This window comes from Maritalea porphyrae, from assembly GCF_030159895.1.
GTDB lineage: Bacteria > Pseudomonadota > Alphaproteobacteria > Rhizobiales > Devosiaceae > Maritalea > Maritalea porphyrae.
The window spans coordinates 750,519-772,040 of the sequence record NZ_BSNI01000002.1 but is presented as its reverse complement, the minus strand read 5'-3'; the positions used below and the strand labels follow the sequence as shown (position 1 = coordinate 772,040).

The window sequence follows — 21,522 nt, the reverse complement described above, 5'->3', positions numbered from 1 at the left end:
TGGTTTTATGCGTAACATCGTTTTGGCACTATTTGTTACTTTGTGTGGACTTGTTGGCACCGTAAATGCCGAGGTTGGCGGCGCGGTCAATATCACCGCCGATTTGTTTGAAATTGATCAGCAAGCACAAACCGGAACCTTTACTGGGAATGTCTATGCGCACCAAGAGACATTTCAACTTTGGGCACCGCGCGTTGTCGCCTATTATGGCGAAGGTGGCCCCTCTGATCTTATCAAGATAACTGCGGATGGCCGCATCCGCGTGGAATTTGGCACACAAAAAGCGATTTCAGATCGTGGGGTCTACGATCCCAAAACACGTCTGCTCACTTTGCTCGGCAATGTGTCTGCCACTCAAGAGGGCAGCAGCGATGTAATTAACAGCCAAGAGATGGTGATTGATCTCAACAATGACACCACACGCTTTGAGGGCACTGGCACGGACAACGGTCGGGTCACCGCGACCTTTGGTTCAGGGAGTTAGGTGTGAGCGGAGCAATTGACCCAACTGGCTGGCTCGTTGCCCACTCGCTGGCCAAATCGTACGGCAAAAAGGTAGTCATTCGCGAAGTTTCCGTCGCGGTAAATCGCGGCGAAGCCGTTGGACTGTTAGGACCAAACGGTGCAGGCAAAACCACTGTTTTCTCTATGATCATGGGCATTGTGAAGCCGGACCAAGGGGAAATTCTGCTGCATGGCCGCCCGATCACGGGTCTACCGCTATTTCAACGCGGGCGGCTGGGCATGGGTTATTTGCCGCAAGAGCCATCCATTTTTCGCGGGATGGATGTGAAAGACAATATTCTGTCCATTCTTGAAGGCCACGTAAAATCGCGCAAAGCCCGACACGACAGATTAGACCAACTGTTGGATGAATTCTCAATCACCCATATTCGCGATGCAAACGCATTGTCCCTTTCCGGGGGCGAACGTCGACGTGTCGAAATTGCGCGCGCTTTGGCGGCAGACCCGGCCTTTATGCTGCTCGACGAGCCATTTGCCGGTGTCGATCCAATCGCCGTGGGCGAAATTCAAGGCCTTGTGAAACAGCTCACAGACAAGGGCATCGGCGTTTTGATTACCGACCACAATGTTCGCGAAACCTTGGGATTGGTTGATCGCGCTTACATCATCCATGGTGGCCAAGTCATGGTTCAAGGGCGCCCTGAAGACATCACCAATGATCCAGAGGCGCGCCGAGTATATCTTGGTGAGGACTTCTCACTCTAAAATATTCATATTAAAGCAAGAATATCTCCAAAAACTTGGCATGAAACTTGTATATGTTCGGCGATCCGTCTTGTAATGCGTGGGCAAATCGTGGCATTTTCAACTCGTTGAACAATCGCAACCACAATGGAGCGCCACTTTTATGGCGATAGGCCCTCGCCTTGAGTTAAGACAAGCCCAGACGCTTAAATTGACGCCGCAATTGATGCAGTCAATTAAGCTTTTGCAGCTATCTCATCTTGAGTTGAGCACCTTTGTTGAAAGCGAATTACTGCACAATCCGCTGCTTGAGCGCGGTGATCCCGATGGGGACAACGCCGTCGACAATGATCAGGGCGATAACGAAGCCCAACCCGCTGCCAGTGAAACCCAAGACATTGTCTCACGTTCAGAACAAATGGAAAGTGCGGTGTCGCTTGCGGGCGAAATGGACACGGATGCATCAAATCTGTTTCCCGAACAAGTGGGCCAAGATTCAGTTTCACAATCGACAACCAGTTGGCAGGAAAGTCGCGGACAATCTGTTGGGCCGGAGAAGGCTGAGATTGATCAATATGTTTCCTCGCAAAAGTCGCTAGGCGACCATTTAATTGAGCAAGTTCAGCTGATTTTGCGGCATCCGGGAGACCTGCTTATTGCTAGCGCAATCATCGAGAACCTCAATGAAGCAGGCTACCTCGACACCGAGTTGGACAACATCGCCGAGCAATTGGGCACCGAACTTGGCCATGTGGAAGCGGTTTTAGAGGCCATTCAGGGTTGCGATCCAATCGGCATTTTTGCCCGTAGCGTGCCAGAATGCTTGGCCATCCAGCTGCGTGAAAAAGATCGCCTCGACCCAATGATGCAGTCACTTCTGGACAATATCGATCTTGTGGCTGCCCACAAGTTTAAGGAACTGATGGCGCTCATTAGGTGCGATCAAGACGATCTTAAAGACATGCTCACCGAGATCAAGCGACTAAACCCGCGGCCTGGCGCATCATTTGAAGGATCTGCCATTCAATCTGTCGTGCCGGACGTCCATATTCGCCCAGCCAATGGTGGCGGTTGGCAAATTGAGTTGAATAACGAAGTCCTGCCTAACGTTTTGATCAACCGCACCTACTACGCGGAGATATCGGCCAAAGCGAAAAAGGGAGAGGAAAAGTCGTATTTGCAGGAATGTATGCAGACCGCGAATTGGCTGACCAAAAGTCTTGATCAGCGTGCACAGACTATTCTGAAAGTCACCAGCGAAATCGCTCGGCTGCAAGACGGTTTTTTGGTGCATGGCGTGTCCCATCTCAAACCTATGACGCTGAAAATGGTGGCTGAGGCGGTCGATATGCACGAGAGCACCATAAGCCGCGTCACGGCCAACAAATATGTTTCAACGCCCCGTGGTCTTTTTGAACTGCGGTACTTCTTTACCAGCGCGATTTCCAGCTCTACCAACGGCGATGATGATCACTCCGCCGAAGCAGTGCGGCACGAAATCAAGCAATTGATCGATGCCGAAGATCCGAAGAAAATTCTGTCTGATGACAAAATTGCAGCCATTTTAAACGAGAAGCATCAAATGGGCGTGGCCCGACGTACGGTCGCCAAATATCGCGAAGCGATGGGCATTCCCTCTTCCGTGCTGCGCCGCCGTCAAAAGCGCGAACTGTTGAGCTAGCAAGAATAGGCTAGAATATTGACCAATCTAGCGCTTCAACCACTTCTTCTAAGATTTGCGTTCCAATCAAAGAGTTGCCTTGTTTATCTAGTCCAGGCGACCACACTGCGATTGAAGCGACATTGGGGACAATCGCTAAAATCATGCCACTAACTCCGCTTTTTGCTGGGACACCAACGCGATAGGCGAAATCGCCTGAGCCATCATAGTGCCCGCAGGTGAGCATGATTGCCGCGATCCGTTTTGCTCGCTTTTTCGCAACAATTTGTGCGCCACCTGTGCCCAACCCGCCACCAAATGCTAGAAACCGGCCAGCCCGCGATAGTTGAGCGCAAGACATGGATAATGCGCATTGATGATAGTAGACACCCAAGGTGAGATCGGGTTCATTTCTCAGGTTATTGAAAGACAACAAATAGTTGGCCAACGCGCGATTGCGATGCCCTGTTTGTGTTTCGGATCGCGCCACCGCTTTGTCGATATGGATAGTGTCATCTTGGGCAAGACTTCGCGCAAAACGAACAATTTCACCCAAAGCTTCTTTGGGCTGGTAATTAGCCAATATCTCGTCGGTCACCACGATTGCGCCAGCGTTGACGAACGGATTTCGCGGAATACCCCGCTCATGCTCAAGCTGCAAAATAGAATCGAATGCAGAACCCGAGGGCTCACGCCCAACGCGGCTCCACAAACCGTCGCCAACGGTGCCCAACGCCATAGCCAATGTGAAAACCTTTGACACAGATTGGATGGTGCTTTGATCTTCAAAGTCACCAGCTCCAAACGTGTCGCCACTTGACAGCGTGACAGCGATGCCGGCCTTTTGGGGATTCGCTTTGGCCAACTCAGGAATATATGACGCCACTTCACCGCGCACGGCGCGCGTCGACGCATTTTCAATCGCATTGTTGATTGTTTTGCTGATTTGTTCGCGATCTACATTCATTTGAAGTATTCCATATTCCGACAGCATTTTGTTGGATGTTTTCCGACATTGAGGAACCCCAACAATAGTTGAACAACATGTTCGGGAGAACACGCACTTGAGAACCAAGTGACCCAGATCAACGCGCTGTTTTGGGGAATTTTGCATAGAATTAACCGCGCCGCGAAAAGCGGGGTGATTCATAAGTGCATAGCTAAAGATGTTAGCGTTTTTTTTAATCTAGTGGAAGGGAATTAGACAAGATAATCGCAAAATTGAGCGATTGCGTTTTCGCCAAATAGGGCGCTACACTTTCACTTATGAGAACAATTGTTCTCGGCTTTAAGAGCCCTTCAATAATTTAAACGAAATGGGGTACAAAATGAACTTACGTGTTTCAGGCAAGAACATGGATGTCGGCGATGCATTGCGCACAAAGGCATTGGACCATCTTGAATCAGCGGTCACCAAATATTTTGACGGCGGGTATGATGGCCATCTCACTTTGGAACATGAAGGAAACCGGTTCAGCGCCGATTGCCTCGTTCATTTGGATACAGGCGTTGTGTTGCAAGCAAGCGGCGAAGCAGCAGATGCGATTGCGGCCTTTGAAACTGCGGCAGAACACATTGAAAAACGTTTGCGCCGCTACAAGCGCAAACTGAAAAACCATCGCCGCGTAGCGGGCAGTTCTCCAACAGCCCAAAGCTATATTCTGGCGTCTCCAGACTTGGAAGAAGAGGTTGAAGAAGACTTCTCACCTGCCGTGATTGCGGAGAGCACTTCTGACCTTCATTCAATGAGCGTTGGTGAAGCCGTTATGGAACTCGACCTCAGCCAGCAGGACGTGCTCGTTTTCCGCCATGCTGGACATGGGCGCGTAAATGTGGTTTATCGCCGGGCTGATGGAAATATCGGCTGGGTTGACCCAGCGCAGCAAGACGCTTAAAACGCGTCGCTTCGGAAAGAAGTTTAAGAGAGATTTTTGATGGAACTCGCGGACATCCTTGCAAAACAAGCGATCGTGCCTTGCGCAAAGGCCACTTGCAAGCGGCAACTGTTGCAGCTTGCAGCGGACAAAGCTGCCGAGCTTGTTGAAGGCGACGCCCATGAAATCTTCAAAACGCTAACCGAACGCGAGCAATTGGGCACTACGGGGCTTGGCGAGGGAATCGCCATCCCCCACGGTAAAATTGAAGGCTTAAAAGGTGTGACCTGCATCTTTATCCGCCTCGACCATCCAATTGATTTTGAATCGGTGGACGACAAGCCGGTTGATTTGGCATTCGTGCTGCTTGCGCCAAAAGGTGCGGGCGCTGATCATCTCAAAGCCTTGTCACGCATTGCGCGCGTTGTGCGCTCAAACAATGTGGCAGAACAAGCGCGTACGATCCGCGATGCGGACGAACTTTATACGCTACTGACCAAGTCCAAAGGTCACTCCGACGCCGCTTAGGCACCTCGATTGACAATCATCAAGCTTTAGTCGCACCCTACCCTCCATTCTTTTTAAGAATTGGAGATGCAAGATGTTGCGCATACTTTTATTGATGTTTTTGATCGGCTCCAGCAGCGCCATGGCGTTCGAAGTGAAATTTGAATGGGGCGACACGCCGGCATGCAACACAGGCTGGCCAGATGTTATTAATAGCCCGGCATTTGAAATTGTCGATGTGCCAGACGGCACGAAAAAATTGAAATTCTTTCTAAAAGATCTTGATGCGCCTGGCTTTACGCATGGTGGCGGGACGGTGACCTACAATAGTGATGGCAAGATTGCAGCAGGTGCGTTCACCTACAAAGGCCCTTGCCCACCGAATGGGCAACATAGATACCAATGGACGGTAACTCCGTTTGATCGATATGGCGACAAACTGGGCAAGGCGACAGCCAAGCGCCTATTTCCGGAGAAGTAACGCAATATCAAGCGTCCGGCACTAGTGCCGGACCGCCATATTGTGTCCCGTTTCATCAAGCCATTCCAAAAGCGCAGCGGTATTGTCTGTGATCAGCACAGGCGTGCCATCAGCGGCAAATAGCGCTTCAAATTTGGCTTGTTCTGGCGCGTCTTTGGCTTCGGGAAACATCGCTTTGAGCTGTTTGCCGGTTAGATGACGTCGATAGACGATTTTATTTTCGCCAAGCGCAAGAAAGTCTTCCTTGCTCAATGGCAGGGCTTGGGTGGACTGAGCCATAATACTACTCCTTACACAAATGATGCTAAGCGCTGAACGTGGTCAAAGCGCGGCACAATACCGCTTGATCAATTCGCGGACTTGATCTTGATCCGCTTGGCGACCTTTTCGATATTCGGACGCCGGATCATGACATTGAGCAAACCATCGCGCAGCTCGGCACCATCAACCAACATGGCTTCAGCTAGCAAAAAACTGCGTTGGAATTGGCGCGCTGCAATACCGCGATGCAAAAACTCGCGCTTTGGATCTTCGGATTGACGCCCACGGATCAAAAGCTGATTGTCTTCAAGTGTGATTTCCAATTCATCCTCGGAAAAGCCCGCGACTGCAATTGAGATCAAGAAAGTCTCAGAGCCATCATCATCGGCAACACGTTCGATATTATATGGCGGATAGCCGTCAGCTGCCTTCGCAAGGCGATCTAGGCGCTGTTCGAACTCATCAAATCCGAGCAAGAATGGTGAGGAGAAAAATGACATACGTGACATAATCTAATTTCAAGAAAGCGATTGCAATTCAGCCAATGCGCCTTTTTGTCCTTTGTTCAAGCAACTGTTTTGGCCCGCGAAGCGGCACCGATAACAAAGATATGGTTCCCGAATTTCAAAAGTTCAAGATGCCGAGCATTTTTTGACCCCTTTGACTATTGTCAGCACAGCCCGCGCGCCCTAGCCTTTTTCGGCAGCTCCCTTTTGTCGAGGTCTCATGTTTATCTCCGTTGTCATGCCTGCCTATAGAGCACAGCACACCATCGCCAACAGCGTCAGAAGCGCTCTGGCGCAAACCCATGGGGATTTTGAACTCGTCATCTCTATTGATGACCAATTTGACTATGCCAAGCTTTTACACGATGCGGGTATCATTGATGATCGGATCAAGTTCACGGACACTGGTGCCGTTGGCACCGGTTCTTCGAACGCTCGAAACAAGGGACTAGAAAAAGCTACGGCGCGCTATATTGCTGTGCTTGATGCGGATGATCAGTTTACACCCAACAAGCTTCAAAAGGTGCGTGAGGCACTTGAAGAGCATTCGTTGGTGACAACAGGGCTTGACGTTCGAACCCAAGACAACAAGCATCTGCGTTTTGTTGGCTGCGATGGGAGCAATCGCCAGCTAAAAGCTAGTGAGTACAAATTCACCAACTTGTCGATGGACAGCATGGTCGCCCATGATCGGGTGAAGGTGCCAATTAAATATGATGTGGAATTGCCGTGCCTCGTCGATTTGGGGTTAATGCTCACAGCATTCACTTACGTTCCATATAGCTTTCATATCGCGGAGCCGTTGCACATATATTTTAAACAAAACCTGTCGATAAGCACCGGGCCCGAAGCGAGCACACGCTATATTCGAATCAAAAAGCTGCTACTTGAGCGCTTAAAGTCCAATTTCTACTCTCCTGCGGAAGGTGCGGCGGCCATAAATGGCATTGCAGGCTTCCTAGAACAATCATTGGCCGCCGAGGAAAATTTTGAAGCCGCATTGGCGGAAAATCCAGGTTTGATCTTTGAAAATCATCTAGAATCACGCCTATCAAATTTGACCCGCTGATCAAGATTCAGAGCTTTGTTGATGAATGGTAACCTCTGTCAGACAATTTCATCAAAATTTTTTTGATTTGTGGTTGCACCAATCATCAAAAGGAGCTTTGTTACGTGGGCTTGCGGCGTCCGAGTGCCGCAAATGATAATTGGAGGGAAACATTATCATGAGAAAATTTGGAAAGCTGTTGGCAGCAACAGCTCTAATGAGTGCGGCTATTGCAGGTTCTGCATATGCTAAGACGCTCGTATATTGCTCTGAGGGGTCTCCAGAGGGTTTCGACGTTGCGCCATATACTGCTGGTACAACTTTTGATGCTTCATCTAAGCCACTTTACAACCGTTTGGTTGAGTTCAAGCGCGGTACATCACAGGTAATTCCTGGATTGGCTGAAAGCTGGGAAGTGTCTGAAGATGGTTTGGAGTACACATTCAACCTACGTAAAGGCGTGAAGTTCCATACAACAAGCTTCTTCACACCAACACGCGACTTCAATGCGGACGACGTTTTGTTCTCATTTGATCGTCAGCGCAATGCTGATCACCCTTGGTACGAATATGTTCCTGGCATTTCTTGGGAATATTTCAACGGCATGTCTATGCCTGATCTGATTGCAGACATCGAAAAAGTCGATGACTACACAGTGAAGTTTAAACTGACACGTCCTGAAGCACCAATGGTTGCTAACCTTGCTATGGACTTCGCTTCAATCGTTTCTGCAGAATATGCAGCACAGCTTGAAGCTGATGGCCGCCAAGAAATGCTGAACCAAGAGCCAGTGGGCACAGGTCCATTTAGCTTTGTTGCATACCAAAAAGATGCTGTGATCCGCTATGCGGCACATGGCGACTATTGGGGTGGCAAGCAGCCAATCGACGATCTTGTATTCGCAATTACAACTGATGCCGCTGTTCGCGCGCAGAAGTTGAAAGCGGGTGAGTGTCACGTTGCGCCTTATCCAAACCCAGCTGATATTGAAAGCCTCGCCGCTGATCCAAACTTGGTGATGATGGAACAACAGGGCCTAAACGTTGGCTATTTGGCATACAACACGCAAGTTGCACCGTTCGACAACGCCAAAGTGCGTAAAGCGTTGAACATGGCAATCAACAAACAAGCGATCTTGGATTCAGTATTCCAAGGTGCTGGTTCTGCTGCGAAAAACCCAATTCCACCAACCATGTGGTCTTACAACGACGCAATCCAAGACGATCCATATGATCCAGCTGCTGCAAAGGCAATGTTGGAAGCAGAAGGCGTTTCAGGTCTTGAAATGGAAGTTTGGGCGATGCCTGTTCAGCGTCCATACAACCCGAATGCACGTCGTATGGCTGAGTTGATCCAAGCTGACTTTGCACAAGTTGGTGTGGATGTGAAAATTGTTTCTTACGAATGGGGTGAGTACCTTGCACGTTCGAAAGAATTGGATCGTAAAGGTGCAGTTCTTCTTGGCTGGACTGGTGACAATGGTGATCCAGACAACTTCCTAGCGGTTCTTCTGGGCTGTGACGGTGTTGGCGGTTCTAACCGTGCTCAGTGGTGTAACGAAGAATTTGACGCTTTGACCATCAAAGCGAAACAAGTTTCTGACATCGCAGAGCGCACCAAGCTTTATGAAGAAGCACAAGTTGTCTTCAAGCGTGAAGCACCTTGGGCGACTATTGCGCACTCTACAGTGTTCATGCCAATGTCAACCAAAGTTAAAGGCTATGTAATGGACCCATTGGGTGGCCACTGGTTTGACGGTGTTGATCTAGACCAGTAGGTCTTGGATCGAACTTAAGGGGACTGAAGCAGGCGCTGTACTTAACAGCGCCTGTTTTCTTAGAAAAAAACGAATGTTCAAATTCATCATCAGTAAGTTGGCCATGATTGTGCCGACATTTTTCGGGATCACGATTGTGGCTTTTGGCTTCGTTCGTGTTCTGCCAGGGGATCCAATCCTAGCGCTCGCGGGGGAGCGCGGGGTAAAGCCAGAGCGCTATCAAGAGCTACTGGTCCAGTTTGGCTTCGACAAGCCAATTTGGGAGCAATATTTCACCTATCTGGTCAATTTGTTCCAAGGTGATTTTGGCACTTCGATTGCCACCAAGCGCCCAGTGCTTGACGAGTTTTTGACGCTATTTCCAGCGACCGTTGAACTTGCGCTTTGCGCGATCGTCTTTGCGGTGTTACTCGGCATTCCAGCTGGCATTATCTCTGCGGTGAAGCGCGGATCTTGGTTTGACCAAACAACAATGGGCATCGCGCTTGCTGGTTATTCTATGCCTATTTTTTGGTGGGGGCTTTTGCTCATCATCTTCTTTTCAGGCACTTTGGGATGGACGCCGGTATCAGGCCGCATTTCGCTGCTTTACTATTTCCCACAGGTCACAGGCTTTATGCTGATTGATAGCTTCTTGTCCGGTCAGTCGGGGGCATTTAAATCCGCGTTTATGCATTTGATTTTGCCAACCATTGTTTTGGGCACGATCCCGTTGGCGGTGATTGCGCGCCAAACGCGTTCGGCAATGCTTGAAGTCTTGGGCGAAGATTATGTACGCACAGCGCGTGCCAAGGGTCTTGGCCAAGTGCAAGTGATCGGTGTTCACGCGCTACGCAACGCGTTGATCCCCGTGATTACAACCATTGGCTTGCAGGTGGGTGTATTGCTTGCTGGAGCGATTTTGACCGAAACCATTTTCTCTTGGCCGGGAATCGGCAAGTGGATGGTTGATAGTATTTTTAGACGGGATTACCCGTCCGTGCAGGGTGGTTTGGTTTTGATCGCGCTGATTGTGATGGTGGTGAACCTCACAGTTGACGTGCTCTACGGCCTTATTAACCCGCGCATCAGGCATCAGTGAGGATATCAAGATGACTGATACACAGACAAAAAACATTGACCAAACCGTTGTTAAAGCAGAAGTGCGCAACGCGCAGCTGCAAATGCTCAACGAGTTTTGGCACTATTTCAGCGCCAACAAAGGGGCGGTAATCGGCCTCGTCATTGTTGGCTTCATGGTCTTTGTGGCCGCGTTCGCCCCTTGGTTGGCCCCGCACGATGCGGGTCACCAATATCGGGATGCATTTTTGATGCCACCTGTTTGGGAAACTGGCGGTAGCTGGAAGTTCATTCTCGGTACTGATGCTGTGGGTCGAGACATGCTGTCACGCCTCATTCACGGTTCGCGCTTTTCGCTGTTTATCGGGGTGATCGTTGTATCGATCTCTTTGACCGGCGGAATTATTATCGGCCTCGTCGCTGGTTACTTCCGTGGCTGGGTTGATACGATCATCATGCGGATCATGGACATCATCTTGGCCTTTCCAAGCCTACTGATGGCATTGGTGTTGGTTGCAATTTTGGGTCCAGGCCTTGTCAACGCGATGATCGCGATTGCGATTGTGTTGCAGCCTCACTTTGCTCGCCTCACGCGTGCCGCGGTAATGAGCGAAGCAAACCGTGAATATGTGACGTCGGCCAAAGTGGCAGGCGCTGGGCATATGCGGCTTATGTTTAAAACCATTTTGCCTAACTGTTTGGCTCCATTGATTGTGCAAGCGACCTTGTCGTTCTCAACAGCAATTCTGGACGCGGCAGCACTTGGCTTCTTGGGCATGGGTGCACAGCCGCCGACCCCTGAATGGGGCACAATGCTCGCAGAAGCGCGTGAATTCGTGCTGCGTGCTTGGTGGGTTGTGACTTTCCCAGGTATTGCGATCCTTGTGACCGTGTTGGCGATCAATCTAGTCGGCGATGGTTTGCGCGATGCGCTTGATCCGAAATTGAAGCGGAGTTAGGGCCATGAACGTATTGGAAATTGAAAACCTAACCGTCACCTTTGATACCGCCGATGGGCCATTTAAAGCCGTCGATGGGGTCAACTTCAAAGTCGATCAAAACGACATTTTGGCAATCGTGGGCGAGAGTGGCTCAGGAAAGTCTGTTTCGATGCTCGCGGTGATGGGGCTGTTGCCCAAAACCGCAACCATCACCGCGGACAAAATGACATTTGAAGGCAAAGACATCCAAAACTTGTCTGAGCGGGAGCGGCGCGAGCTGATCGGCAAAGACATTTCGATGATCTTCCAGGAGCCAATTGCATCGCTTAATCCCTGTTTCACCGTTGGCTTCCAAATTGATGAGATGCTTAAAGCGCACACCAATCTGAGTGGACGTGAGCGGCAAGCAAGGTCTGTGGAGCTATTTGAGTTAGTGGGAATTCCAGACCCCGCAAAGAAGCTCAAAAGCTATCCGCACCAACTCTCTGGTGGTCAGTGTCAACGCGTGATGATTGCCATGGCAATTTCATGCAGCCCCAAACTTCTGATCGCTGACGAGCCAACCACGGCGCTTGACGTGACCATTCAAAAGCAGATCCTTGATTTGCTGCTTGATATTCAGCGCCAAAACAATATGGCACTGATCATGATCACTCACGATATGGGTGTGGTTGCAGAAACGGCCCAACGGGTTGTGGTGCAATATAAGGGCCGTCAGATGGAAGAAGCTGGGGTTTTGGAACTGTTCGAAAACCCACAAAATCCATATACCAAGGCTTTGCTTTCTGCCTTGCCAGAGCGTGCGGACGGGGATCGCCTGCCCACCGTTTCTGACTTTGCAGATACCTTCGAGCAAGAAGGAGCTTCATCATGAGTGACGCAATTCTAAGAGCCAAAGACATTACTCGTGACTATGTCACTAAGGGGTCAATGTTCAAAGCTGGCGATGTGGTTCACGCCCTCAAGGGCATCAGCTTTGACGTCAAAGAAGGAGAAACACTGGCGCTCGTTGGCGAAAGTGGATGCGGCAAGTCTACCCTTGCACGTATCCTCACCATGATTGATGCGCAAACATCGGGCGAGTTGGAAATTGAAGGTAAGAACATCAATATTGCCGATCAAAAACCAACGCCTGAAATGCGGCAGCGTATGCAAATTGTGTTTCAAAATCCATATGGTTCCTTGAACCCGCGCCAAAAAGTCGGTGACGTTTTGGAAGAGCCTTTGGTGATCAACACCAATATGGGCGCAGAAGAACGTCGTGAACGAGCTATGGAAATGCTGCAAAAGGTCGGGCTTGAGCCTGTACATTATGGACGTTATCCGCACATGTTCTCTGGTGGTCAACGCCAGCGGATCGCGATTGCGCGTGCCTTAATGCTGCGCCCGAAAATCTTGGTGCTTGATGAGCCTGTTTCGGCTTTGGACTTGTCCGTTCAAGCGCAGATTTTGAACTTGCTAGCCGATCTGCAGGACGAGTTTAACCTCTCCTACATCTTCATTTCGCACGATTTGTCTGTTGTCAAATATATCGCAGACCGGGTGATGGTGATGTATTTTGGTGAAATCGTTGAGCAGAATACGCGCGATGAGATTTTCAACAATCCGCAACACAGCTATACCAAGACTTTGTTGGCGGCAACGCCGCGGGCAACCGTTGATTCCATCAAGAAACGGTTGGGCGTCGCCTAGTCTTTTCCTGACTTTCGAATTGAATAAGGCGGAGCATTTGCTCCGCCTTTTTTGTTGCCTCGCGCAACTCACTGCCATTTGATTTTGCCTGCACAGCACACAAATGCTACCTATCCTGATAAGAGATAGGTAGGCCCCACATTGCGAGACAAATCCCACCCCATTTTTGGTGCGCAATATGCGCAATTGCCGGACCGCTTTTACGCGGCACAATCGGCAACGCCAGTTGCAGATCCGAAATGGATTGCGTTCAATCGCGATCTTGCAGCTACGCTGCAATTGGACGCAGACTTGCTATCTGGTGATGTAGGTTTGGCAATATTTGCCGGCAATCAAACGGCCCCTAACACGACGCCCTTAGCGATGGCCTATTCCGGCCACCAATTTGGTCATTGGAACCCACGATTGGGCGATGGGCGCGCATTGCTACTTGGTGATGCGCAAAGCAAAGACGGACAAGTATTTGACATTCAGCTCAAAGGCTCAGGCCCCACGCCATATTCCCGCAATGGCGATGGACGTGCCGCCCTTGGCCCTGTATTGCGCGAATATGTCTTGTCAGAAGCCATGCATGCTTTGGGCTTGCCCACCACGCGCGCGCTTGCAGCGGTTACCACGGGCGAAATGGTACGCCGCGAAACGCCTTTGCCAGGTGCAATTATCACCCGCGTAGCGAAAAGCTTTGTGCGCTTTGGCACTTTCCAATATTTTGTCGCACACGACGACAAAGAGGGGCTCAAAGCGCTTGCGGATTTTTCCATTATGCGGCACGAACCTGACCTTCAAGTAGCCGATCACCCCTATTTAGAATTACTCAAACGGGTTATTTCGCGGCAAGCAGAACTAATCGCCCAATGGCAGTTGATCGGGTTTATTCACGGGGTGATGAACACGGACAACGTATCGATCGCGGGTGAAACCATAGATTTTGGCCCATGCGCGTTTATGGATGAATATGATCCGGCAACTGTGTTCAGTTCAATCGATCAATTTGGCCGCTACGCCTATCAAAATCAGCCGCGCATAGGGCAATGGAACTTAAGCGTTTTAGCACAATCGATGTTGCCAATTTTACATGACGACGAAGATCAAGCACTGGCGCTTGCGCAAGACGCCATCAATGAATTCTCACCGCAATTTGACGATGCATTCCGCTCTGGAATACTGAAGAAAATCGGTATCGCAAACGAACGGCCCGGCGACTATGAATTGGCCATTGAACTATTGGATTTAATGAAGGAAGCGCGCGCCGATTTCACCAACACATTCCGCGCCCTTTGCAATCTTGAATTGCCCAATCCAACCGTCGCGGCGGCGCAGTTGCCGCTGACCGAATGGATTAATGATTGGGTGAGGCACACGGATGGTGGCAAGCGGGTCGACCAATCCCTAATGCGAAAAGTGAACCCTGCTTTCATCCCGCGCAATCACCGCGTTGAAGCCATGATTCAAGCGGCAACAGATGGTGACTTTTCCTTATTTGAAGAATTGATGCAGGTGCTTTCACGTCCTTTTGAGGACCAACCGGTTCACCATGCCTACACCTTGCCACCTGCGCCAGATGAACGTGTACACCAAACCTTTTGTGGAACTTAACTTGGCCTCGCAGGGCGTTCCGCATTTGGCATGACGGGCTAACACCGCCCTGTGCCAAATGCTGCCCTTCCGGCGGGCGCGCAAAAAGCTGCGCGAGATATCAACAAAGTGATCGGCACCAAAACAAAAAAAGGCGGCCCGGAGGCCGCCTTCAGTTTGGGAGGAGCTCCCTATTTATCTCGTTACGATTTCAGGTCCCATCATCGCATATGGCAGCGCTGTTGAAAGCGCGGGCCAGTAGGTCACGATAACCAAGAACACCATCAACACGGCCACGAATGGCAGTGCGGCTTTCACCACCTGCAGCAAACTCATGCCCGTGATCCCGGAGGTCACGAATAGGTTCAGCCCAATGGGCGGTGTGATCATGCCGATTTCCATGTTCACCACCATGATGATGCCCAGGTGAATAGGGTCCACGCCCAATTCAATCGCGATTGGGAACACCACTGGCGCAACAATCAGCAACAGGCCAGATGGCTCCATGAACTGGCCACCAATCAACAGCAAAATGTTGACCGCGATCAGGAAGGTGAACCAGTTAAAGCCAGCGTCCAGCATCAGAGCGGTAATTGCCTGCGGGATACGTTCTGAGGTCAAAACGTGGGCAAACAACAGGGCGTTGACGATGATGAACATCAACATCAGCGTTGTTTTTGATGCATCGACCAACACTTTGCGAGTGTCGTTGTGGAACATGGCCGTTGGGAATTTGCCAAACACCAGCCCCAGATTACGGCCCCAAATTGGCAAGCCTGCAACAATGTGTGAAGGCACCCGCGCAAGGCTAGATTCTGGGTCACGCCACATGGTGTAGGCGATCATCGCCGCCACACCTGCCACAAGGCCCGACCAGAAGCGTGCCGCAAGGCTTACCGCTTCATTGTCGCCAAAGGCAAAGAATGAAAGGGTCATCCAGAGACCAAATAGCGATAGACCATAAACGGTGGCAGAAAAGCCAATGCGGGTTTTGATCGGCGCATCTTCTGGCACCCAAGGAATGCCCTGCAATGGTCCCATGTCGCGATAAACAAAAATGGCGATAAAGAACGCATATACCGCAGCGACCGCTGCCGCCTCAGTTGGCGTGAACACGCCGCCATAAATACCGCCAAGGATGATAATGATGAGGAACAAGCCCCAACCGGCTTGCTTGCCGCCTTGCAGGATTTCGCCAAAGCCCTTCCAAGGCTCAGCTGGCAAGTTTTTCACCCGCGCCACAATGTAGATGGCAATCATCAGCATCGCACCAGCCACAAGGCCTGGGATAACACCAGCGAGGAACATACGGCCCACAGACACATCGGTTGCAGCCGCATAAACCACCATTACGATGGAAGGCGGAATGAGAATGCCCAAAGTACCCGCGTTGGCGATAATGCCGGCGGCGAACTCTTTAGAGTACCCCACCTGCATCATACCCGCGATGGCAATGGTGCCGATGGCCACAACGGTTGCCGGGGATGAGCCAGACAGAGCCGCAAACATCATACACGCAAGAACCGACGCCATGGCCAAACCACCACGGAAGTGTCCAACGGTCGCAATGGCGAAGCGGATAATGCGTTTTGCCACGCCGCCTGTAGACATAAAGGAAGCGGCAAGAATGAAGAACGGAATCGCCAGCAAAGTGTAATGCTGAGCGGAGTTGAACAATTGCAGCGCAACGGACGACATGGAGTCGTGTGATAGGAACGCAATAACAATGATAGATGATAGCCCAAGCGATACCGCCACCGGCACGCCTAGGAACAATAGCCCGAGTACGAGCGCGAATAGAATTGCAGCAGCCATTATGCACGCTCCTCTTTCAAGACATCTTTGTTTTCAGCCACCAGCTCTTCAGCTTCGTGACCGGCAATAATCAATTCGCGTTCCCCGCGAATAATCTGGATCATGGCTTGCAAAGATCTAAAGCCCAACAAGCCCAATCCAACAGGTAGGATCAAATAGGCCATCCAGCGCTTTACGCGTTCATCCAGACCCAATGGCTCTGAAATCCAGCTTGGATATTTCAGGTCCTCAAGCCCCAATTGTAGTTGATACATTTTTGACCAGTAGACCACGGCGCCGCCTTTTGACGAGACGCCAAAAATTTTCATCCAATCAACCGAAATCAGCATCACCGCATAGAGCAGTGTCGCTGCCGCGCCAAAGATTGCCGCGTAGCGCAAACCCTTTTTCGGCAACATCCGAATAAAGGCATCAACACCAAGGTGAGTGCCCATTTTCACCCCGTATGACATGCCGAACAGAATTAGCCATGCAAAGATGATGCGGGTCAGCTCCAGCGCGCCGCCAAAGCTTGCGTTAAATCCGTAGCGCATAACCACTTGCACAAATGAGATGATGGTGATGAGCGCCAAAAGGATTGCCAACACGTTTTCTTCGAGCCGTGTGACCGCGCTTTCCCAGCGCCGTTCGGCTAAAAAAAGCGCAAGGATGAGCAGTCCGGTGCCCGCATAAAGCCAGGTCGCAGCCATTGTCTTTCCCCAAAACTTAAGAATTGTCGATGCTTCATACTGGGCATCGTGCCAGATTTAGAAGCGGAGCGCGAATGGCGCGCCCCGCAATTGTGCATAAGTCGCTTTGAAGCCTACATGCCTGCAGCTACAGCAGCATCGATAACGTCTTGACCGATATCGTCAGCAAACTGTGCCCAAACTGGCTTCATTGTGTCGACCCAAACCTGACGTTGCTCAGGTGTTAGCTCGCGTACAACGCCACCTGCAGCCACGATGTTCTCACGTGCTTGCTCGTTCAAAGCTGTTGCTTTGGCGTTTGCTGCCACAACTTCTTCGTTGAAGATGGTGAGGAATTGATCACGAACTGCTGGGTCCAAACCGTCGAGCCACTCTTTTGAAGTGATCGCTAGGTATGTAAGCAATTGGTGGTTGGTTACAGTCACACCGTCTTGCACTTCAAAGAATTTCTTTGAGTAGATGTTTGACCATGTGTTTTCCTGACCGTCCACAACGCCAGTTTGCAGCGCGCCATAAACTTCAGAGAAGGCTAGCTTTTGCGCTGAACCGCCCATTGCTTCAATCATCGCCACAGCCACGTCAGATGTTTGAACGCGGAACTTGAGGCCAGATGCATCAGATGGTGCAATCAAAGGCTTCTTGGCTGAGAAGTGCTTTAGACCATTGTAGATATAGCCAAGGCCGACATAGCCTTTGTCGTTGATGGCGTTCAATAGGTCTTTACCTACCGGACCTTGTGTGAAGTTGTTTACAGCGTCCATGTCTGAGAACAAGAACGGTAGATCAAACACACGGTACTTCTTGGTAAAGCTTTCGAATTTTGAAAGCGAAGGTGCCGCCACTTGAACGTCGCCCAAAAGCAATGCTTCCATCACTTTGTTGTCGTCAAACAATGTTGAGTTGGCGAACACTTCCATACAGGCTGTGCCATTCATCTCTTCATTGATGCGTTTGGCAACCGCTGCAGCAGCTTCACCTTTTGGGTGACCAGTTTCTGCTGTCACGTGGCTGAATTTGATAACGATTTCGCCGCTGTCGCAATTCGCAAGAGCTGGTGATGCCATTAGGCCCGCGGTAACCGCAGCGCCAACAAGTAGTTTCTTGAACATTTATGTTCCTCCCCAAAGGATGTTTGAGTTTTGACGACCTCCTGCCGCCACTCGCAATTAACATTGCAAGCACCGTGCCAAACTCGCATCTCGAAACTAAATCGTTATTTTTCAATAACTTAAACAAAGGATACTGGGATCAAACGGCATGGAACTCAACCTATGTGTAGAAACGCACACAGCCAAATTGCTTCGATGTGTCGAAATCGACACATTAGCCATGTGGCGTTGAGATGTCGTATTTCTTCATTTTTTCGTAGAGCGCCTTGCGCGAAATTCCAAAAGCTTCGTAAGTGGCCTTGATCGAGCCTTGCTGTTTGGCAATTTCGCTTTCAATCAGCGCCTTTTCGTAGGCTGCCATTTTTTCAGGCAAGGTGCGGTCTGATTGATCCACTACAATATCTTCGCTATTGGGCAAACCAAGGCCCATGCCAAGGACAAATCGGTCCGCAGAATTTCGCAATTCACGCACATTGCCCGGCCAGTCATAGGCATGAAGCTGCGCCACGATTTCCGGCGTTACCTCAGGAATTTCTTTGCGGAATCGTGCACGCGCTTGGCGAGCAAGGCGATAGAACAACATCATGATGTCTTCACCGCGATCACGCAAAGGTGGCAGATCAATCGTGGCAACATTGAGCCTGAAATAAAGGTCCTGGCGAAACTCGCCATCATTGCTGGCAGCGGCCAAATCAACTTTGGATGCGCCCACAATTCGAATGTCTAATGGGATGGTTTTGTTGGACCCCAACCGTTCCAGTGTGCGCGTTTCCACAACCCGCAATAGCTTCACCTGCACATCAAGCGGCATGGATTCAATTTCATCCAGAAACAGCGTGCCGCCGTTGGCATATTCGATCTTGCCAACCCGCTTTTGCGTCGCGCCGGTAAAGGCGCCGGCTTCGTGCCCAAACAACTCACTTTCAATAATCTCTTTGGGCAATGCGCCGCAGTTTACCGCGACAAATGGCTTGTCTTTGCGGTTTGAGTGATCGTGCAGCGCGCGTGCCACAACGTCTTTGCCCGCGCCGGTTTCTCCATTGATCATAATATCAATGTCTGCATCGCCTAGCATCGTCACCTGTTGGCGAACCCGCACCATTTGCGCTGATTTGCCAATCAGCGTTTCGTCCAACAATCCATCCGCATCAATTTCTTCTCGAAGAATGCGGTTTTCAAGTACCAGCCGACGCTTTTCAATTGCGCGCGAAATCACTGCGGAGAGCTGGTTCGGGGGAAACGGTTTTTCGATGAAATCATATGCGCCGTCACGCATGGCGCTCACCGCCATTGCCACATCGCCATGCCCGGTAATGAAAATCACAGGAATGGCTGGGTCCACATGCATGACCTTTTTCAAAAACTCCTGACCCGTCATCCCCGGCATGCGCACATCAGAAATGACGGCACCGTGAAACTGAAAGGAAACAGACGACAAGGCCGATGCGGCACTGGCAAACGCTTTCACATCAAAACCATCTAGCTCAAGCGCTTGCACCAATGCGTGACGCAAATCGTCGTCATCGTCGATAAGCAGAACCTGCGGATCAGATATCGTCACTATTGTTCGCCTTTGTTTGTTGCGGCAACTTCACATAAAACGCGGCACCGCCCAATTGGCTGGCGCCAATTTCAATCTCGCCACCAAAATCGTGCACAATGTTGTACGCAATGGATAGCCCCAAACCCAAGCCTTCGCCAACATCCTTTTGGGTAACAAAGGGGTCAAAGATGCTCTCTTTGTCTTTTTCGGTGATGCCGTCCCCTGAATCTTCAACCGTAAAAATGACGCTTTCCGGGTCATGACTGACCGCTAGTCTCACTTGTTTCTTGGCGCTGTTTTCTGCTGCATCTACCCCATTGCTCAGCAAATTCACCAGCACTTGCGACAAGCGCAAACTGCCGCCGCGCACGGTTAAGTCAGCAGGAATATCTCCAAGTTCGATGTCGACTTTCTTGTCGCGCGCATGGGGCTCAACCAATGTTATCGACTCTTTGACCAGGCTAGGCACCGATACATCGCGCATACTCGTGCCAGGTTTTCGGGCAAATGATTTTAGCGTCTTGGAAAGCTTAGCCATGCGTTCAGTCATGGATGAAATGCGGGTTAGGTTGTCCCGTGCAGCGTCTTGTCGGTCTTTATCCAGAAAGGCTTGTGCATTATCCGCATAGGCACGAATAGCGGCAATGGGTTGATTATATTCGTGAGACAGTGCTGCGGACATTTGGCCAATTGATGCGAGCTTTGCAGATTGCATCAACTCATTCTGCGCCTGCCTAAGCGCCGCTTCTGCGGCAATCCGTTCCTCATATTCTTTGCGCAATTCATCGGTTCTTTTGCGCACCCGCTCTTCCAACTCTCGTGCGGTGGCTTGTTCTTCCGCCAAGCGAACCACTGCGATGTGGCGGCGTTGCAGCAATACGAAAATCATGCCCGCGACAATTATTGCGGATAACATAATGATCAATATTGTTTGCTCTCGCGCCACGGCGACGGGTCGATCATCCTCCAAAACATTGAGGTGCCAATCAAGCAATGGCAAATACTCACCTCGACCGACAAAACTGATCTGATTTGCGCCTTCGCCCACTTGAATAATTTGCGCCTTTTCGCCGTAAGATTTGAGCACTTCCGCTGGAAGTATCCCCGCCAACTGGTTCGCGACAATTTTCTGACCATTTGGGTTGGTCACAAAAATCGGCTCATTCAGCAGGCCCCACGCATCCCCCAATTGCTGCAAATTTACATAGACAACCACAATGCCAATAATGCGCCCATTCCAGCTCACGCCATGGGAAAAGCCATAGGCACTTTCTCCATCGCTGGTTAAGAGAGTAGCTCGTCCTAAACGCCCCTCTGCGCCCGCCCGGATCAGTTTCTCATCAATGATTTGTGGGGCAAATCCGGTTTCATTTGCTTGGGCAAGCACCGTGCCATCTGGACGGGCAAACTGAACATTGGCAGCGCCTGACAACCCGGCATATTGCACCACCAATTCATCTGCGATGTCTTTGGCAACATTTGGGTTTTGCATGCGGAACAATATTGCCACATTGGGTTGGCGCGCCACGACCCCAGTGAGCAATCGAAACTTGTCGAAAATGCCGTTGATGGTTTCTTTTTGCAAAGCCAAAACTTCATCAATTTCAGCATTGAGCCGTTGGCGCTCCCGTGCCTCTGTCCAGGGCACACCGAAATACAAAATCGCCAAAGTGCCAACGCTGACCACAACAAGCAGCGCTGCAATTTGCAGACGGAAATTTCTCACAATCGGATCAACAACACTCATGCCGCGACTATCTTATGCCCACATCGCAT

21 protein-coding genes are annotated in these 21,522 nt (G+C 50.5%); 13 read left to right on the top strand and 8 right to left on the bottom strand.

Annotation, left to right across the window (positions count from 1 at the left end; translation table 11 throughout):
* The first annotated feature begins 7 nt into the window (after nt 1–7).
* The 3 genes from QQL65_RS07215 (at nt 8) to rpoN (ending at nt 2,890) form a co-directional block, all read left to right on the top strand.
* Entirely contained in the window at nt 8–484 is a 477-nt protein-coding gene (locus tag QQL65_RS07215; protein ID WP_284363162.1) for an LptA/OstA family protein, read from the top strand.
* Nucleotides 485–486: 2 nt separating this feature from the next.
* Complete coding sequence (gene lptB / locus QQL65_RS07210) at nt 487–1,230, top strand: LPS export ABC transporter ATP-binding protein (RefSeq protein ID WP_284363161.1); 744 nt, start codon at nt 487–489, stop codon at nt 1,228–1,230.
* A gap of 142 nt (nt 1,231–1,372) precedes the next feature.
* On the top strand, nt 1,373–2,890 hold the full coding sequence (rpoN, locus tag QQL65_RS07205; protein WP_284363160.1) for an RNA polymerase factor sigma-54: 1,518 nt from the start codon (nt 1,373–1,375) through the stop codon (nt 2,888–2,890).
* A gap of 10 nt (nt 2,891–2,900) precedes the next feature.
* On the opposite strand, the gene QQL65_RS07200 is transcribed toward rpoN, so the two are convergent.
* Nucleotides 2,901–3,836 (bottom strand): glutaminase, encoded by a 936-nt coding sequence (locus tag QQL65_RS07200; RefSeq protein WP_284363159.1) that lies wholly within the window; start codon nt 3,834–3,836, stop codon nt 2,901–2,903.
* A gap of 361 nt (nt 3,837–4,197) precedes the next feature.
* Here QQL65_RS07200 and hpf point away from each other — a divergent pair, with 361 nt between their 5' ends.
* From hpf to QQL65_RS07185, 3 genes are all read left to right on the top strand, one after another.
* Complete coding sequence (gene hpf / locus QQL65_RS07195; protein WP_284363158.1) at nt 4,198–4,764, top strand: ribosome hibernation-promoting factor, HPF/YfiA family; 567 nt, start codon at nt 4,198–4,200, stop codon at nt 4,762–4,764.
* A gap of 39 nt (nt 4,765–4,803) precedes the next feature.
* Nucleotides 4,804–5,271: a PTS IIA-like nitrogen regulatory protein PtsN gene (gene ptsN / locus QQL65_RS07190; RefSeq protein WP_284363156.1), complete on the top strand. Its 468-nt coding sequence runs from the start codon at nt 4,804–4,806 to the stop codon at nt 5,269–5,271.
* Between the two features lie 73 nt (nt 5,272–5,344).
* Nucleotides 5,345–5,731, top strand: a complete 387-nt coding sequence (locus QQL65_RS07185) for a YbhB/YbcL family Raf kinase inhibitor-like protein (protein WP_284363155.1) — start codon at nt 5,345–5,347, stop codon at nt 5,729–5,731.
* Between the two features lie 21 nt (nt 5,732–5,752).
* Here the strand turns inward: QQL65_RS07185 and QQL65_RS07180 are convergent, their stop codons facing one another.
* Nucleotides 5,753–6,010, bottom strand: a complete 258-nt coding sequence (locus QQL65_RS07180) for a DUF1150 family protein (RefSeq protein ID WP_284363154.1) — start codon at nt 6,008–6,010, stop codon at nt 5,753–5,755.
* A 68-nt stretch (nt 6,011–6,078) separates the two neighbouring features.
* Nucleotides 6,079–6,501: an Hsp20 family protein gene (locus QQL65_RS07175; RefSeq protein ID WP_284363153.1), complete on the bottom strand. Its 423-nt coding sequence runs from the start codon at nt 6,499–6,501 to the stop codon at nt 6,079–6,081.
* Nucleotides 6,502–6,718: 217 nt separating this feature from the next.
* Between QQL65_RS07175 and QQL65_RS07170 the strand changes: the two genes are divergently transcribed.
* From QQL65_RS07170 to QQL65_RS07140, 7 genes are all read left to right on the top strand, one after another.
* Nucleotides 6,719–7,567: a glycosyltransferase family 2 protein gene (locus QQL65_RS07170; RefSeq protein ID WP_284363152.1), complete on the top strand. Its 849-nt coding sequence runs from the start codon at nt 6,719–6,721 to the stop codon at nt 7,565–7,567.
* A gap of 157 nt (nt 7,568–7,724) precedes the next feature.
* Nucleotides 7,725–9,323 carry an ABC transporter substrate-binding protein gene (locus QQL65_RS07165; protein WP_284363151.1) on the top strand — a complete coding sequence of 533 codons (1,599 nt, stop codon included), beginning with the start codon at nt 7,725–7,727 and terminating at the stop codon, nt 9,321–9,323.
* A 73-nt stretch (nt 9,324–9,396) separates the two neighbouring features.
* Entirely contained in the window at nt 9,397–10,404 is a 1,008-nt protein-coding gene (locus tag QQL65_RS07160) for an ABC transporter permease subunit (protein WP_284363150.1), read from the top strand.
* 82 nt (nt 10,405–10,486) lie between these two features.
* Nucleotides 10,487–11,341, top strand: coding sequence for an ABC transporter permease subunit (locus QQL65_RS07155; RefSeq protein ID WP_284366240.1), 855 nt, complete (start codon nt 10,487–10,489; stop codon nt 11,339–11,341).
* Nucleotides 11,342–11,345: 4 nt separating this feature from the next.
* Nucleotides 11,346–12,197: an ABC transporter ATP-binding protein gene (locus tag QQL65_RS07150; protein ID WP_284363148.1), complete on the top strand. Its 852-nt coding sequence runs from the start codon at nt 11,346–11,348 to the stop codon at nt 12,195–12,197.
* A complete protein-coding gene (locus QQL65_RS07145) occupies nt 12,194–13,015 on the top strand; it encodes an ABC transporter ATP-binding protein (protein WP_284363144.1) in 822 nt (273 codons plus the stop codon). Before QQL65_RS07150 ends, QQL65_RS07145 begins: the two co-directional genes overlap by 4 nt.
* Before the next feature lie 141 nt (nt 13,016–13,156).
* The gene (locus QQL65_RS07140) at nt 13,157–14,611 is read left to right on the top strand and encodes a protein adenylyltransferase SelO (RefSeq protein WP_284363142.1); all 1,455 of its coding nucleotides are present in this window, start codon (nt 13,157–13,159) and stop codon (nt 14,609–14,611) included.
* Nucleotides 14,612–14,785: 174 nt separating this feature from the next.
* Here the strand turns inward: QQL65_RS07140 and QQL65_RS07135 are convergent, their stop codons facing one another.
* From QQL65_RS07135 to QQL65_RS07115, 5 genes are all read right to left on the bottom strand, one after another.
* A complete protein-coding gene (locus tag QQL65_RS07135) occupies nt 14,786–16,405 on the bottom strand; it encodes a TRAP transporter large permease (protein WP_284363140.1) in 1,620 nt (539 codons plus the stop codon).
* Complete coding sequence (locus tag QQL65_RS07130; protein ID WP_284363138.1) at nt 16,405–17,094, bottom strand: TRAP transporter small permease; 690 nt, start codon at nt 17,092–17,094, stop codon at nt 16,405–16,407. The genes QQL65_RS07135 and QQL65_RS07130 overlap by 1 nt, the downstream gene beginning before the upstream one ends.
* Before the next feature lie 113 nt (nt 17,095–17,207).
* Entirely contained in the window at nt 17,208–18,203 is a 996-nt protein-coding gene (locus tag QQL65_RS07125) for a DctP family TRAP transporter solute-binding subunit (RefSeq protein WP_284363136.1), read from the bottom strand.
* Between the two features lie 214 nt (nt 18,204–18,417).
* On the bottom strand, nt 18,418–19,758 hold the full coding sequence (locus QQL65_RS07120) for a sigma-54-dependent transcriptional regulator (RefSeq protein ID WP_284366239.1): 1,341 nt from the start codon (nt 19,756–19,758) through the stop codon (nt 18,418–18,420).
* Entirely contained in the window at nt 19,751–21,493 is a 1,743-nt protein-coding gene (locus tag QQL65_RS07115) for a sensor histidine kinase (RefSeq protein ID WP_284363134.1), read from the bottom strand. The genes QQL65_RS07120 and QQL65_RS07115 overlap by 8 nt, the downstream gene beginning before the upstream one ends.
* Nucleotides 21,494–21,522 lie beyond the last annotated feature (29 nt).